General features: G+C 71.0%; 12 protein-coding genes. 7 read left to right on the top strand and 5 right to left on the bottom strand.

Going from position 1 to position 13,762, the window contains the following annotated elements:
- Positions 1 to 3: 3 nt before the first annotated feature.
- The 5 genes from ACF09K_RS19355 to ACF09K_RS19335 all read right to left on the bottom strand — a co-directional run bounded on the left by ACF09K_RS19355 (position 4) and on the right by ACF09K_RS19335 (position 6,896).
- On the bottom strand, positions 4 to 1,476 hold the full coding sequence (locus ACF09K_RS19355) for an NUDIX domain-containing protein (protein ID WP_392245046.1): 1,473 nt from the start codon (positions 1,474 to 1,476) through the stop codon (positions 4 to 6).
- A gap of 92 nt (positions 1,477 to 1,568) precedes the next feature.
- Positions 1,569 to 3,431, bottom strand: coding sequence for an ABC transporter ATP-binding protein (locus ACF09K_RS19350; protein WP_392245112.1), 1,863 nt, complete (start codon positions 3,429 to 3,431; stop codon positions 1,569 to 1,571).
- Between the two features lie 500 nt (positions 3,432 to 3,931).
- On the bottom strand, positions 3,932 to 5,059 hold the full coding sequence (locus tag ACF09K_RS19345; RefSeq protein WP_392245044.1) for a hypothetical protein: 1,128 nt from the start codon (positions 5,057 to 5,059) through the stop codon (positions 3,932 to 3,934).
- A gap of 84 nt (positions 5,060 to 5,143) precedes the next feature.
- On the bottom strand, positions 5,144 to 5,986 hold the full coding sequence (locus ACF09K_RS19340; protein ID WP_392245043.1) for a TauD/TfdA dioxygenase family protein: 843 nt from the start codon (positions 5,984 to 5,986) through the stop codon (positions 5,144 to 5,146).
- Between the two features lie 31 nt (positions 5,987 to 6,017).
- On the bottom strand, positions 6,018 to 6,896 hold the full coding sequence (locus ACF09K_RS19335) for an amino acid--tRNA ligase-related protein (RefSeq protein ID WP_392245042.1): 879 nt from the start codon (positions 6,894 to 6,896) through the stop codon (positions 6,018 to 6,020).
- A gap of 503 nt (positions 6,897 to 7,399) precedes the next feature.
- Between ACF09K_RS19335 and ACF09K_RS19330 the strand changes: the two genes are divergently transcribed.
- The 7 genes from ACF09K_RS19330 to ACF09K_RS19300 all read left to right on the top strand — a co-directional run bounded on the left by ACF09K_RS19330 (position 7,400) and on the right by ACF09K_RS19300 (position 13,716).
- Complete coding sequence (locus ACF09K_RS19330; RefSeq protein WP_392245040.1) at positions 7,400 to 7,642, top strand: hypothetical protein; 243 nt, start codon at positions 7,400 to 7,402, stop codon at positions 7,640 to 7,642.
- 134 nt (positions 7,643 to 7,776) lie between these two features.
- Positions 7,777 to 8,817, top strand: coding sequence for a fatty acid desaturase family protein (locus ACF09K_RS19325; RefSeq protein ID WP_392245039.1), 1,041 nt, complete (start codon positions 7,777 to 7,779; stop codon positions 8,815 to 8,817).
- A 117-nt stretch (positions 8,818 to 8,934) separates the two neighbouring features.
- Positions 8,935 to 10,077, top strand: coding sequence for an inosamine-phosphate amidinotransferase 1 (locus ACF09K_RS19320; protein WP_392245037.1), 1,143 nt, complete (start codon positions 8,935 to 8,937; stop codon positions 10,075 to 10,077).
- A gap of 64 nt (positions 10,078 to 10,141) precedes the next feature.
- Positions 10,142 to 11,461 carry a JmjC domain-containing protein gene (locus tag ACF09K_RS19315; RefSeq protein ID WP_392245035.1) on the top strand — a complete coding sequence of 440 codons (1,320 nt, stop codon included), beginning with the start codon at positions 10,142 to 10,144 and terminating at the stop codon, positions 11,459 to 11,461.
- A complete protein-coding gene (locus ACF09K_RS19310) occupies positions 11,458 to 12,288 on the top strand; it encodes a DUF3865 domain-containing protein (protein ID WP_392245034.1) in 831 nt (276 codons plus the stop codon). Before ACF09K_RS19315 ends, ACF09K_RS19310 begins: the two co-directional genes overlap by 4 nt.
- Positions 12,288 to 12,722 carry a GFA family protein gene (locus tag ACF09K_RS19305; RefSeq protein ID WP_392245032.1) on the top strand — a complete coding sequence of 145 codons (435 nt, stop codon included), beginning with the start codon at positions 12,288 to 12,290 and terminating at the stop codon, positions 12,720 to 12,722. The genes ACF09K_RS19310 and ACF09K_RS19305 overlap by 1 nt, the downstream gene beginning before the upstream one ends.
- Positions 12,723 to 12,849: 127 nt before the next feature.
- The gene (locus ACF09K_RS19300; RefSeq protein ID WP_392245031.1) at positions 12,850 to 13,716 is read left to right on the top strand and encodes a dimethylarginine dimethylaminohydrolase family protein; all 867 of its coding nucleotides are present in this window, start codon (positions 12,850 to 12,852) and stop codon (positions 13,714 to 13,716) included.
- Positions 13,717 to 13,762: the final 46 nt, after the last annotated feature.

Below are 13,762 nucleotides of genomic sequence, written 5' to 3'. Positions count from 1 at the left end.
TCTTCACCAGCCCATTTGGGAGTAGAGGCGGCCTTCAGCGATCCCGGTGATGGCCGTGCGGGTGTAGGAGACCAGGCGGTCCGGGAGCTCGTGCCGCGGCCACCACTGCCAGGTCAGGCACTTGTCGGGCTCGCGAACCTCGGGGGCGCCCTCCCATCGGCGGGCCCGGAAGATGAGCTGCAGCAGGGGCTGGCTGCCCGGGGCGTCGACGACGTGGACGACGTGTGCCAGCTCCACGTTCACGGGGTCGATGACCAGCCCTGCTTCCTCCCACGCCTCGCGGACCAGGCACGCGAGGGCGGACTCTTGCTCGCACCGCCCGGCGAGGTAGTGCCAGGTGTCACCCGCGTACTTCGAGTCGGGATGACGCAGTCCGAGAAGCACACGGCCCTGGGCGTCTTCGATGTGGAGGTGTACCCCGACGCCGTTCAGCACCACCCGGCTGCCCCCGTCCCACACGGGAGGAGCCGCGGCCGGCTTGTTGTCCGGGGGGTTCTCGGCCGCGTGCCGGCGAATCAGGTCCCGGGTGGCGGGGCTCAGGCGCAGCCGGTCCAGCTCGTCCACTACGAACCAGCGCAGCAGCACACCCTCGTGCAGCGCGAGTCGGTCGGGGTGGCCACGCCACTGGCCGGCGAAGACTTGGATCGGGACGCTGAGGCCGTCGATGCTGGTTGCGGCCTCCACGGCGTAGGGCCGTACGTTTTCGAGGCGGAGGCCGGGTACCTCCTCGGACAGTTCGCGCAGGAGGGTGCCCTCAAGGTTCTGGTCGTCGCGTGTGCGGCCGCCGCCGAGAAGGGCGAACGCCCCCGACTCCCAGATGACGCCGGGCTTGTGGTCGCGCAGATGAAGCAGGTAGCGACCCTGTCCGTTGTGGATCAGCGCGGAGGCGTTGACGGGCTCCGGCCTCCCGTCCAGACCGTGGGCGCGGGCCTCCAGGAGCTTGCCGCGCAAGGTCGAGGAGTGGACGTCGGCGAACTCGAGCCAGCGGGCGCTGGAGACCTCCTCCTCCTGCAGGGTGAGCCGGGGGCGCTGCTCGGGCACAAGGCAGAAGACGAAGCGAAAGTCGAAGTGCTGGTGGGCGCCCTCGCCCTTGGCCGGGTTGGCGTCGATGTCGTGTACGTCGATGTCGATCGGGGCGCCGAGGAACTGCGGGGTGAGACAGAGGTCCCCCGGCCGCAGGCCGGTTTCCTCACAGACTTCCCGCAGGGCCGCCGCCAACAGCGTTTGGTCCTTCTCGATGTGGCCTCCCGGGGTGAGGAGCAGCCCCGTGCTCCGGTGACCGATGTGGAGCACGCGCTGTTCACGGTCGATGACGGCCGCGCTGCACGTGACGTGGCCGGGGAGCGTCGCACGGTCGGCTGGGTGGTCGTCGGCCTCTAGGAGGGACAGCAGTCCGGCGAGGGAGTCCTGTTCGTGCGGATGCCGGGCCAGGTACGCCTCGGCGGTCGTGCGGATGTGGGAGCGGCTGAGCGGCACGTCATCACCTCGGGACGGCAGAGGAGGAGCAGGGGTGTCCGCAGCGGCGGCCGGGGTTGCGGCGGGGCGCGCGGAGGTGGCGCCAGGGCGGCTCACGCGGGGGTCTCGTGCTTGTCGCCGTCCGGTTCGGACGTGATCTGATAAGACAGCAGCTTGCGGAACAGGCCCGGCTGTTGGGATAGCTGGGCATAGGTGCCTTCCTGGACGATCTTGCCTTCGTCGAGGACGACGATGCGGTCGGCGATGGCGACGTTGGTGATGCGGTGGGTCACCAGCAGCACCGTCCGGTCCCGGGCGAGGGTCCGCAGCCGCTGGAAGATCCGGTACTCGGCGCGGGGGTCGAGGTTGGCCGTCGGCTCGTCGAGGACCAGCAGACCGGCCGGGCGGAAGAACGCCCTGGCCAGGGCGATGCGCTGCCACTGGCCGCCACTGAGTTCTTCCCCGTTCAGCCATTCGCGGGCCAGGAGGGTGTCCAGGCCGGCGCCGAGCTTGTCGACGACCTCGTCGGCGTCGGCCGCCTCGCACGCCTCGCGGACCGCTGCGTCGCCGCGCGCGGTGGGCTGGCCCTGGGTGACGTTCTCGCGCACGGTCAGCGGCCAGTGCGCGTAGTCCTGCGGCACGAGGGCGACCTGCCGCCACAGGGCCTGCGGGTCGGCATCGGCGGTGGGGACGCCGTCCCACAGCACTTGCCCGTCTGTTGGGAGGTAGAGGCCACTGACCAGCTTCGACAGCGTCGACTTCCCTGAGCCGTTGAAGCCGACCAGCGCGGTGACCTTGCCGCGCCGCAAAGTGAGGGAGACGCCGGACAGGGCGTCGCGGTCCTTACCGGCGTAGCGGTGGGTGATCGCCTTGACCTCGATCGTCTCCGGCGGTGCGGGGTGGTGCGGGCCGCGGCGCATGCGGAAGCCGCCGGCCTTGTCGAGGAACCCGGTCCAGTCGTCCATGTACAGCCCGGTACGCACCGCGCGGGCGCCGACCGCCACCAGGCCGCGGACCGACATACCGGCGGTCTGCAGGGCGAAGACGGCCGTGCCGGCATGCCCGACGGTGATCCGGCCGGTTGCGAGCAGCCACACGACCGCCGCCCACACCACCGCCGACCCCAGGCCGCCGCACACCGCGCCGACCAACGACATGCGGGCGCCCTGGTCGGCCGCGGCCCGGTCCTCGCGGTTGATCCGGGCAACGGTGCTGCGGTAACGGCCGGAGAGGAAGGGAGCCATGGTGCCGGCGCGGATCTGGTCGGCGGCGTCCTTGGTGTAGATGTGCCAGCGCAGGACCGACAGCATCCGGTTGTCGCCGTTGCTGCGGAGATTGGCCAGATAGCGGGCACGGGCGGCGCTGACCTGGGCCACGGCCTGCGGGAGGCTGGCGGCGACGAGGAGGGGGAGGAGGACCCAGTGCACGCCGGCCAGGACGATCGCTCCGGCGAGGAAGGCGGCGGCCGAGGCGATCAGGTCCTGGCCCTCGTTGATCAGGTCGCCGGTGACCTGGGCGCCCCGGTCGGCGGCCTCGCGGTCGCGGTTGAAGTCGGGATCGTCGTAGGCGCACAGCTCGACCTCGGCGCAGCCGGTGAGCAGCATCTGCTCGGCCTCGCGGGACATCAGCGGGCCCAGCCGGGAAGAAAGCCAGTTGACGGTGATGCCCAAGAGCGCGCGTACGCCGGCGGCTCCGGCGAGCAAAGCGACGGAGGGCCATGCCTGAAGGAGGCGGTGGTAGACGTCGCCGTCGCGCAGCAGGGCGGTCAGGGTGCCGGCGATGGCGACCAAGCCCAGGGCCTGCATCACGCCCGTGATCAGCTGGCACAGCAGGAGGCCGACGGTCGCGCGCCGGTCGACCCGCCAGGCCAGGGCCAGCGAGCGACGGACCAGTTGCGGCAGGCGCCGAGCCATGTCGCGCATCCGGATGGAGCGACCGGCCGCCTCGCGGCTGCCGGTCAGGTCGACGTACCGCATCTGCGCCTCGGGCGCGGTGGCCGCCGCCGAGGGGGCGGAGGAGGGGGCGGGCGACGGCGCGGTGGTGGTGCGCGGGCCCGGAACGCTGTCGGCTGATGCATCGGTGGGCTCACTCACGCCGCCCACCCCGTATCCGAGCGTTCTGAGGTGCGCGTGCCGTCAACGCTGAGAGAGGGAAGGCCGGGCCGCCGTTCGATTCTGGGAGGCTGCTGCAGGGGGGTGGGGGTGGGGTGCATGGCGTCCTCCGTCTGGGCGTCGGTGTGGCACTGATGCTCTAAAAACGCGGTGGATCTGGTCCCGTCACGGCCTGTTCAGAGGGCATTTGGTGAACGTGAGTTCTAAAGCCGGGGTTGGGCCGTGCGGGCTCCGGGGTGTCGTCGTTCAAACTCGTTCGATCAGGTCAGACCACTCCTTCGGGGGGTTGCGGACAGCACGAACCAGGGCCGCGGCGTACGACGGCGGCCTGGGGCGGTGATCGGAGGTGGAAGGGCGGGAGCGGGTCAGGTGTCGAGGACGGTGAAGGCGACCGCGGGGAAGCGGCGGCCGTTGACCTGGAGGGCAACGGAGTAGGAGCCGGGGGAGACCTTCCAGCGTGCGGTCGAGCGCAGTGGGTGCGCCTTGGCGAGTCGTAGCTCCTGACCCGGCTTGGCGGTGGCGCGACGCACGAAGGCCACCTTCTCCCGTGGCCGGCCGCTCGGTCCCGTAGTCGCGATCACGATCATCACGTGGACGGGAGTGGTTGCAGTGGCGGTGAGCGCGGCGGAGAAGTCCAGGGTGTCGCCGTCGCGGAGTTCGGTGCTTTGCAGGATGAGCGGCGTGAGGGAGATCGGTGCATCGTGGGGGTAGCCGAGGAGGGCGTAGGCGGGCGGCCAACCCTCCTTCAGCCGGTTCATCAGGGCGTTGCGGGCGAGGAAGGCGAACTGCTCGCCGTTGACCCGGCCCGAAGCCTTCCACCGGTGGAGCGTGGCCAGCGCGAGGTCGGGCTGGGCGGCGGCGATGTCTCCGAGGTGGTTGGCCACGGAGGTGCGGACGTAGAGGTGCGGGTCGTCGTAGAGGGTCTCGAGGACGGGTAGGCCCGCGTCGGCGGGGAGCCCGATCCGTGGGGCCCAAGGGAGCAAGGGCCGGGTGGCCTCGCTCGCCAGCCGCCGTACCCGGAAGTCCTCATCGCGGCTCCACGCGTCGACGGCCTTCATCGTCTCGTCGGGGAAGTCGGCGAGAAAGTGCCGTACCGGGAGCTCAGCGGAGAAGTACCCCGTCATGCGGGCCAGCGCGGCAAGTGACCGTTCAAGATGCTCGGCGGTGCGCAGGTACCGGGAGACGTAGTCGGAGTGCGGGCTGTAGAGGTGCAGCCCGAAGTCGTTGGTCACCCCGGCGGCCGCGGGCGTCGGGGGCAGCGAGCGCAGCAGGATGTCGAGCGCGTCGGGGCCGCCGGCCGGGAGGTGGTCGTGCAGGCCCTGGCTGGTCCGGGCGATCCGGGCGCTCAACTCCAGCCGGGGAAGGTCCGCCATCACCGATGCCACGAAGCCCTCAGTGTCGAACTCAGGCCACACGCCGTGGACTTCGCGGCCGATACGGGCGATGCGCTCGGCGTTGAGAGCGGTCTCTTTCAGGGGAACCTTCGCGGTCATGGACAAACCCTAGGGCTGGCTGCGGGGGCATCCCTCGTGTTCTCGCCGCAGGTCATCCGGCGGTGTGAACGCGGGGGTTCTCGGCTATCGGACGGCGGCGCGGTACAGCAGCCGGCGGTGTCGGGAGCTGTCGCAGGGAGAGGCGGTGTGGAGGGTGGCGAGGTTGTCCCACACGACCAGGTCGCCCTGGCTCCAGCGGTGGCTGTAGACGTAGGGCGCGCTGGTCGCGTGCTGCAGCAACTCCTCCAGCAGAGTCCGGGCCTCCTGCTCGGCGAGTGTGGTGATGCCGCTGATCACCATGGAACCGAGTAGCAGGGAACGCGCCCCCGTGACGGGATGGGGCAGGACGAGCGGATGTACGGCCTCCGGACTCGCGGCCAGGCTTCCGGTTACGATCGACGACTGCCCGCCGCTGGCCTGGCTCTGGAGCGCGCCGAGTTGCGCGAGCGAGTGCCGCGCACGCATCGGGCCGATTCGCTGCCGCACCGCATCGGGGAGGTCGGAGTAGGCGCGGGTCGCGTCGGCGAAGCGGGTCTCGCCGCCGCGTTGGGGGGTGATGACCGAGTAGAGCATCGTCGCCGAGGTGAGCTGGGGCTTGAAGCTGTTGTCGGCGTGCCATTCCTCCTCGTTGTCCCCGTCGTAGACGCCGATGTGTCTGCCGTCCTCGACGATGTTGCTGATGACGGTCAGGCCCGGGAAGCCGCCGACGGCGTACCGGCGGTCGACGCTGGTGTCGACCGTTCCGAAGCAGGAGGCGACGGTCAGCAGGTCGGCGTGGGTCAGGTGCTGGCGGGGCACGATCAGCAGCCGGTACTGATGCAGGGCCGCGGCCAGATGGGGCGCGAGGTGCTCGGCGTCGGTCGCGAGGTTGGTGTCGGCGACGGCGCCGAAGCCGCTCTTGTCGAGCGGGCGCAGCGACAGGTCCATCGTCACTCCTTCCGGACGGTGATCGGGGCGGTCAGAACCGGGGCGAGGGCTGGAAGACGCTGATGTCCTTGACGCCGGAGGCGGCCATGCACAGCCGCTCGATGCCGATGCCGAGTCCGACGCTGCCGGCGGGGACGCGTCCCGTGTCGATCGCCTCCCTGGCCAGGGCCTGCTCGTCGTCGTACAGGTCCACCGCGCGGGCCCGGTCGACGAAGGCGGCTCCGTCGGGCTCGTCTTCGTAGCCGTGGACGACCTCGATGCCGTCGACCAGGACCTCGAAGCGGTTGAGGACGGCCGTCGTGCCGGGCGTCAGGCGGGCGCACGGCTCGTCTCCGCCGACCGGGTACTCGGTCAGGAACAGCGCGGCGCTGGCGCTCTGGACCTCGACCTCGCGCTCCACGTATTGCCCGAGCACCGTCTTGAACGGCACGTCCGCGTTCATGCCCAGGTGTGCGGCCATCCGCGCGGGCAGATCACCGAAGGGCTCGCGGTGCAGGTCGATGCCGAACTGGTCACGGATGTGGCCGGCGACGGAGACGCGCTGCGGGGCATAGGGCAGGTGTGGGCGGATCAGCCTCTCGGCGAGCGCCAGGAGGAAGTCGAAGTCCTCGCCGGCGGCGTAGAGGTCGAGCATCTGGAACTCGGGCGCGTGCAGCTCGTCGGGCTTCTCGGGCCGGAAGCACGCGCCGATCTCGAAGACGCGCGGGTGATGCTCCAGGTTCACGCGCAGGGCCGGGCCGATCATCGCCCGCAGGAACCGCCCGCCGTCGTGGTCCACGGGCAGACGGCGCCCTGGACCGAGGTCGGCTCGGCGCATGGTCGGGGTAGTCACCTCGACGAAAGCCTCGGCGCGAAGGGTGTCCCGGAGGGTGAACAGCAGGTCGGACTTCATGACGACGGGGTTGAGCACGGAGGCTCCTCAAGGCCGTTGTTTCCGGGCGGAGTTCGCGGGAAGCCGGGCCCCACGGTGATCTGGGACTCGGGCCCTCGGCGAGGCCACAACGTAGCCGCGTCCCGGCGAACGGCAGAAGCCCTCCCACCCCTCCGGCCGCGGCCAACGGGCCCGAAACGGGGCCCATCCAGGAACCAACTTCGGCATAAGAGCAGCTCAGAAGCGGTGTGCGCGCAACAGTGACGCAACGGTTCCGTGCAACCGGCGCAACGGCCAGAGCCGTTGCGGCCCTCCTCGGCCGAGTTCTAGCGTGACTGGCCAAGCGCCCGGCGTGACCGCCACGCAACGCTCCTCCACAGGCGGAGGGGGCGTGCTGAGGCGAGGCCCTCTTCACCGGCGTGCGCCCACGCCACGGCGTGCCGAGCCGACGGTTCAACACCTCACCGGACCCGCGGCCCGGCAGTTCCACAGCCCGATCACCCGGACTCGCGGATTACCCGCGACCGAGCAGGGAGAACTCGATGACCGCTACCGCTGGAATGACCCCGGACACCGACCTGAAGGCCGGCATGCGCCCCGACGCGGCGGACCTGAAGCTCGGGATGCGCCCCGACGCCGAGCTGAAGTCCGGCATGCGTCCGGACGCCTCCACCCTGAAGGTCGGCATGCGCCCCGACGCCGCCGACCTGAAGGCCGGCATGCGCCCCGACGCCGCCGACCTGAAGGCCGGCATGCGCCCGGACAGCGCCCTCGTCGCCGCCTGACCGGCGGCTGATCCACCCCTTCGTCGTACTCCGGCGCGCTCGCCCAACGGCAGGCCGCCCGTGCGGTCCGCCCTGCGGGGGCGCGCCGGAGTACGGCCCCGCTCTCATCCGCACCGCGTCGACTGGAGAACCTGATGGGCAGCCCCGCCGCCGGCAGGACCCGCAACGGCACCGGAGCCTCCGGCCCGGTGCGCAAGGCCCTCGGCCAGCAGCTCATCGCCGACCTGGAGAAGCTCTGCGGGCGGCCGCCCATCGGCCTGTGGGACGTCGCCTGGGACCTCATGGCCATCGCCGCCGCGGCGATCGCCGGCCACCTCGTCGGTCACGTCGCCGGCCCCCTGCTCGCGGTCTGCTACATCGGGGTGCGCCAGCGCCACCTGTCCAACCTCGGCCACGAGTGCGTGCACTCCAAGCTCATGGCCACCCGCCGCGCCAACCGGATCGTCGGCTACCTTCTGACCGGCCTGCTCGGCGAAGGGTTCGAGCCCTACCGCAGCAGCCACTACGTCCACCACGCCAAGCTCGGCTCCGACGACGACCCGATGTTCCAGTCCTACCGCGCCGGCAACATCCGCGCCGCTGGCCGGGCACCGAGCCGCCGTGCCTTCGTCCTGCGGGTCATCGTGCGCAACGCCCTGTGGCGGCTGCCGAAAACCGCGGTGCTGACCCTGCTCACCCGCGCGCCGGGGGAAACCTGGCGGGCCCTCGCCGCCCGGGCCGTGCTGTGGGCGGGCGTCGTCGCCGCGCTGTGGCCCGTGGGCGGCGCGCCCTACCTGCTGCTCTACTGGCTGCTCCCCCTCGTCCTGATACGGCCCGTCGTCACCTGGATCACCGATCTCGGCAACCACGCCGGGCTGATCGAGAACGGCGACATCCTCCTGCAGACCCGCGGCTGGACCTCCCACTGGCTCACCCGGCACCTGCTCGGCGGTCACCTCGACGACATGTTCCACCCCATCCACCACTGGTGCCCGCAGATCCCCTGGCGGCGCCTGCCCGAGGCCCGCGCCCTGGCCGCCGAGCACCTGCCGCGCTTCGGCGAAGTGCCGTGGTGCTCCGGCTACTTCTTCCGGCGCCGCGCCACCCCCGACCAACCGTGCGTGATCGAGGACATCATCACCCGGCTCGCCGCCCCCGCCGCCTGCACCCCGGCCCGGCACGCCTCGGCCGCCTGACCTGATCCCCGCCCGACCTCCGAACCCCGTACGGCACCACCCCGCCCCCCCGGCCGCGCATCTCGCGCGCCGGAGGCGAGGGCGCGCCGTCGCCCGCCGCCGAGGAGGCGGCCCACCATGCCCCAACCCGCGCTCGCCTCGCCGGCCTTGAACAGCTTCGACGAGTTCACCCGGCTCGACGAGGTCGTCCTCGGCCGCGCCGAGCACTACGACGCCCACCACACCGACACCTCGTGGCGGCTGTTCTTCTACGACAACGTCGCCCCAGTCCTCGGCCGGCACACCAGCCCGACGGGAGAGGAGCTCCTGGCGATCCCCGCGCAGCTGGTCGACGAGCTCAACGAGGACATCGCCGGCCTGGCCGACGCCCTGACCGGATGCGGGGTGAAGGTCCTGCGGCCCGCCGCCCCGGGCAAGGACGTCGACATCCGCTCCCCGCACTGGGATGCCCGGGCCACCCCGCCGCTCAACGTCCGCGACCAGACCATCATCCTCGGCAACACCATCGTGGAGACCGCGCCCCATGTCCGGGCCCGGATCTTCGAGAACGACCTGCTCAAGCCCGCGTTCTACCACTACTACCGGGACGGGGCGAACTGGGTGAGCATGCCGCGCCCGGCCCTGGCCCGCGGCTCCCTGGACACTTCCTACTTCACCAGCCAGGACCTGGACGTCAGCCGCGCCATGGACGGCGAGAGTGCCGGCGCGATCGAGGGCCTGGGCCTGGAGATGGTCTTCGACGGCGCGCAGTGCATGCGCCTGGGCCGCGATGTCCTGGTCAACGTCGCCAACCACAACCACGAACTCGCCTTGCGCTGGCTGAGGGACAACCTCCCCGGCCTGCGGTTCCACCGCCTGAACGCCATAGCGGACAACCACATCGACAGCGTCCTGGTCCCGCTGCGCCCCGGCTTGATGCTGCTGCGCTCCCCGGCCTACCTGAAGTACCTGCCCAAGGACATGCAGTCCTGGGACGTGATCTACGCCCCCGACACCGACGACAGCAACTTCCCCGACTACAGCGACCTCGGCTTCGTCGTCCCCATCGGCAGCCGGTACATGGACATCAACCTGCTGTCCATCGACGAGAACACAGTCGTCGTCAATTCCCTCTACCCGGAGCTGATCGAGGTCCTGGAGCGCCGCGGATTCACCGTCGTCCCCGTCCGCCACCGCCACCGGCGCCTGTTCGGCGGCGGCTTCCACTGCTTCACCCTCGACACCGTCCGCCGTGGCGGACTCGAGGACTACCTCAGCTGACCCCCGCACCCCCTCCACCGCGCCCCCGAACACGGCAGTACGCCCCGACGTCAGGAGACCCTTGATGGAGACCGTCTACCCCTGGCCGCCCGACCACGCCTTCTGGACCGGCACCTTCCCCGACCAGACCACCGGGCGGACCACGCCCTTCCTGTTCAAGGGCATCATCCCCGCCACCGCGGCCGGGCCGGACGACGTCCTGGCCGGATTCGAGGCCATCCGCCGGGCCCACACCGCCGACATCGGCATCAAGGCGCACGCCCGCGTCTACGTCGGCGAGGACCGCCGCGACGACCTCCTGCCCCAGGCCCTGACCGCCCCGGCCTGGGACGGCGGCGTGGACGCCTTCGTGCCGTGGATGCAAGACCTCGCCGGCGCCGAACGTTTCTCCCTGGTCATCAACAACCTGGAGACCGTCAGCCCCGCCCTCGCCGCCGGCCTCGGGACCTTTCTGAAGTCCCTCATCGACGGGTGGGGCCTGCCGCTGGGCGGCGCCGAACAGGTCGCCTTCGCCGGGAACTACGCGGGCACCGCCTTCGGGATCCACGAGGGCTACGAGGACGCCTTCCTCGTCCACCTCGGCCCGAACGCCAAGAACTTCTACTGCTGGCCCGCCGAGCAGTACGAGAAGCTCACCGGCGGCAAGGAGCCCACCTACGGCGACTACCGGGCGCTGCTGGAGGAGGCCGAGCACTTCCTGCTGGAGCCGGGCGACGCCCTCTTCCTGCCCCGCCGCGTCTTCCACGTCGGCACCCAGGACACCTTCTCCGTCTCGGTGGCCATGCCGCTGTACACCTACCCGTACGCACAGCTCCTGCAGAGCCGCATCATCCCGGACGTCCTCGCCGACCTGGCCGGCGACGGGCCCGACGACCCGCTCAACGAACCCTCCGCGATGGCGGACACCACCACTGGGCCCGGCGCCGTCGCCGACCGTCTGGCCGGTGTCGGCCGCGAACTCCTCACCGTCGCCGCCGACCGCGTCCGCGCCGCAGCCCGCGAGCACACCGAGCAGCGATGGGCCACGCTGCTGAGCAACGGTGGCTGGGAGCTCGTCGAGGGCGACCTCTCCCGCCAGGAAGCCGCGGACGCCTTCGACCCCGAGCAGGTCATCCCGGGCGCCGGCATCCGCCTGATCACCCCCTACCAGGTGACCACCCTCCTCGACGGCGGCTCCCAGCAGGTCCTGCTGCGCGGCCACCAGCCGGGGGTCGCCCTCGACAGCGCGGGCCTGGACCGGGACACCGTCACCGCCCTCAACCGTGGCGACACCGTCGTCCTGCCCGACAACGCCGAGCTCCTGAGGGCCGTCCGCGCTCTGGGCGCCACCGGCGGCCTGCACCTGACCCCCCGCCCCTCCGACACCAAGGACGCCGACGCATGACCCCCGACAACAGCCTCGTCCAGGCCTACCTGAGGACCCACCCCGAGACGCAGAGCGCCGTCAACGGCACACTGCTGAGCAACTTCACCTCCGGCACCGCCCTGGTCACCAAGCACCTGGCCCCCCTGGTCGAGTGGGTGTATGCGCGGATCGCTGAGAAGGTCGGCGCCGCCGACCTCAACGAGCGCCAGGCCCGCATGTACATCGAGGAACTCTCGGTGTTCGCCCGCTACAACGCGCAGTTCCTCAAGACGGCTGCCACCGCCGTTGAGGGCTACTGCCCCGAGCTCGCCCACGAGCTGCGCCGCAACCACCTGGAGGAGGGCGGCGAGCGCGGCAAGGTGCCCGCGCACTACGTCCTCTACACCAATGCGCTCCTCTCCGACCTCGGCCTGCTCGTCAACGGCCATGTGCCCGCACCGGAGACGGAGACGCTGGTCAACCTCCACCAATGGATGGTCGGCTCGCACATGCCCAGCCACATCGCCGGCGCCTACTACGCCACCGAGGCCGTGGCGATCGCCGAGACCGAGATCCTCCGCGACATCACCAACCGCTACGGAGAGCTGACCGGCGCCGGCAGCGGCGGCGAGCTCAAGGCCCTGAAGTACTACTACGACCTCCACCTCGACGAGGGGCACGAGGCCGCCCAGATCGGCGGCATGAGCGTCGAGGCCGCCCACATCGAGGGCCTCGCCAGGTTCATCAAGGAGAGTGAACTCTTCCACATCGACCTGCCCCAGGCCCTCGACGGATGGCTGACGATCACGGAGGGAATGACACACTGGTGGGCTCAACTCGCCCACCGTGCCTCGGAGATGAACTGATGAACGCCACTCCCGACATCGTCGCCGCCGCCCAGGGGCGCACCGGCGGATGCCTGTGCGGAAAGATCCGCTTCACCGTCAAGGGCGAGGCCGTCTACCCCCACACGTGCAGCTGCAAGCACTGCAAGAAGCTGGGCGGCGGCCCGATGATGTGGTGGGCCGGCTTCGCCCCGGAGAACGTCACCTGGACGAACGGCGTCGAGCCGACCTGGTACACCACGTTCGAGGGCGAGGCCCAGCGCGGCTTTTGCCCGGACTGTGGCAGCCGCCTCGCGGCGATCGACAGCGACGTCCCCGAGCTCGGCATCGTCGTCACGGCCCTGGACGACACCAGCGGCGCCGATCTCGTCCCCGTCAACCAGTCCTTCCGTGACGACGCCATGGCATGGCTGGACCAGGTCCCCGACACCACCGAGAAGAGCCCCGTCGGCTGACACCCGCGCCTCCGGAGGCTGGCAGCCCTGATTCTGCCGGCCCCCGGACCCCGCACCCTCCTGGGACCGTCTGCGCCGCGTCCGGCTCACCTCCGATCCGTCCCGCACCCCGCCCAGGAGACCCCTCGTGCTCACCCCGCACGCGACCAGCGAGTACGGCGCCCTGCGCCACGTCGCCATGCGCTACGCGAGCGACCTCACCCCCGACCTCGACGGCCCCGACATCCACCCCGTTCTGACCCGCCAGAAGACCACAAGTTCCTGGCAGGCATACGACCCGGCCACCGTCCGCACTCAGCAAGACACCCTCATTGGCCTGCTCCGCGGACGCAGCATCGAGGTAACCCTTCTCGATGCCGCTCCGGGCTCCCCGGTCCAGCACTACCCCCGCGACATCGCCTTCGTCATCGACCACGTCCTGGTCATGGCCCGCCTGAACGCCACGCACCGCCGCCCAGAGGCCGACGCGCTCGCCCCGCTGCTGGCCGGCGCCCCGCACGTCGCCCACCTGGACGAGGGCACCATCGAAGGTGGCGACGTCGCCCTGCATACCGGAACCGTCCTGGTCGGCCTGGGCGAGGAGACCTCTCCCACCGGCGTGGAGGCGCTGCGGCGGGCGCTGGCCCACCACGGTGTCGACCGCGAGGTCCGCCCGGTGCACTTCGCCACCCACGGCATCGTCCACCTGGACGACCATTTCGCCATCGTCGCGCCCGGCACCGCCCTCATCCACCGCGATGTCTTCCCGCCCGCCGAACTGTGCTGGTTCAAGCAGCACTTCGACCTCATCGACGTCACCGTCGCAGAGGCGCGCGCCGTCCAGACCAACGTCCTGGCGATCGCCCCGGACACCGTGATCGTCGCTGCCGGCAGCGACCGCATCAGGGAGCAGCTCACCGCCCGCGGACTCCAGGTCCTCACCGTCGACTACCGCGAGGTCACCCGGATCCCCGGCTCGCTGCGCTGCACCACCCTGCCGCTGACCCGCGCCTGATCCACCCCCATACCCGTCCCGCACCCGGCCGCCGGCCCACACAGTG

Origin of the sequence: Streptomyces sp. NPDC014882 (assembly GCF_043081325.1) — a bacterium.
Classification (GTDB): domain Bacteria; phylum Actinomycetota; class Actinomycetes; order Streptomycetales; family Streptomycetaceae; genus Streptomyces.
Note: the sequence above shows the minus strand (reverse complement) of the source record. Positions and strands in the feature narration are given on the sequence as shown.

Coding starts and splice junctions, on each gene's coding strand:
- ACF09K_RS19350 (WP_392245112.1), bottom strand. CDS start 3,431: ATGCGGTACGTCGACCTGACCGGCAGCCGCGAGGCGGCCGGTCGCTCC.
- ACF09K_RS19345 (WP_392245044.1), bottom strand. CDS start 5,059: ATGACCGCGAAGGTTCCCCTGAAAGAGACCGCTCTCAACGCCGAGCGC.
- ACF09K_RS19340 (WP_392245043.1), bottom strand. CDS start 5,986: ATGGACCTGTCGCTGCGCCCGCTCGACAAGAGCGGCTTCGGCGCCGTC.
- ACF09K_RS19330 (WP_392245040.1), top strand. CDS start 7,400: ATGACCGCTACCGCTGGAATGACCCCGGACACCGACCTGAAGGCCGGC.
- ACF09K_RS19325 (WP_392245039.1), top strand. CDS start 7,777: ATGGGCAGCCCCGCCGCCGGCAGGACCCGCAACGGCACCGGAGCCTCC.
- ACF09K_RS19320 (WP_392245037.1), top strand. CDS start 8,935: ATGCCCCAACCCGCGCTCGCCTCGCCGGCCTTGAACAGCTTCGACGAG.
- ACF09K_RS19315 (WP_392245035.1), top strand. CDS start 10,142: ATGGAGACCGTCTACCCCTGGCCGCCCGACCACGCCTTCTGGACCGGC.
- ACF09K_RS19310 (WP_392245034.1), top strand. CDS start 11,458: ATGACCCCCGACAACAGCCTCGTCCAGGCCTACCTGAGGACCCACCCC.
- ACF09K_RS19305 (WP_392245032.1), top strand. CDS start 12,288: ATGAACGCCACTCCCGACATCGTCGCCGCCGCCCAGGGGCGCACCGGC.